This is a genomic window from Planktotalea sp. (assembly GCF_050633725.1).
GTDB lineage: Bacteria > Pseudomonadota > Alphaproteobacteria > Rhodobacterales > Rhodobacteraceae > Planktotalea.
The window spans coordinates 1-832 of the sequence record NZ_JBOEHB010000041.1; the positions used below are offsets into that span (position 1 = coordinate 1).

Consider the following 832-nt stretch of genomic DNA (forward strand, 5'->3'; position numbering starts at 1 on the left):
CGTCGCCGTCCAGATCGACAAAACTCGGTGTGCTATATGCACCCACACTGATCCCATGAAGCGGACTAGCGCCGCCTGTCAACTCGGTAAATCCGGCATCAGCGTCATTGTTGTCAAAGACGTGTAAAACGCCATAGTTTTCCCCAACGACCATATCCAGATCGCCGTCACCGTCCAGATCGACAAAACTCGGCGTGTTAGCGGTACCCACATCGATGCCATCAAACGGGTTGGCGCCGCCTGTCAGTTCACTCAAGCTCTGCATTCCGGGCGCAGGACCTAAATCACCGCCCGCAGCATCTGTCACGTTCAACAGCAAATCACGGCTCGAAGTTGGTGTGTCGCTGCTGTTAGCATAGGTCAGGTTTTGGATCAGCGCGTCGATTGACGCTGAGGTTGCCGCGGCGTTGAAGGTAATTGTCAACGCAGTCCCCGCGCCGCCTGCCAGCGTGCCAATCACTGTGCCTTCAAAAGTGACATCCGCGCCAGACAACCCGATCTCGCCCACGCCCGTGCCTTGATCGCGCACAGAAACCGTATCTTCAGCCAACAAACCTGTGAGCGAGAGGCTGCCGCCGTCGAAATCGCCCGCAGATGTATGTCCAAAGCTAACATCCATATCCAAGAGTTGCGGCGTTTCATTCACGGTATTCTCAGCAAAACTCACGCTCGAAGCGAGATTTGCCAAGGTCGGCACCTCAGCTTCTGGAGCCACGTTCACTGTGATCGTTTGGCCATGCGCTGTGGTGTTCTCAAAGGATTTCAGCGTGCCATTGTATTCCCCAACGACCATATTCAGATCGCCGTCGCCATCCAGATCGACGAAACTCGG

General features: G+C 55.4%; 1 protein-coding gene. It reads right to left on the reverse strand.

Annotated features, from left to right (window positions below):
• Positions 1–832, reverse strand: an 832-nt coding sequence (locus tag ACRBCU_RS19055) for a hypothetical protein (protein WP_431366981.1), incomplete at both ends; no start/stop codon positions are given.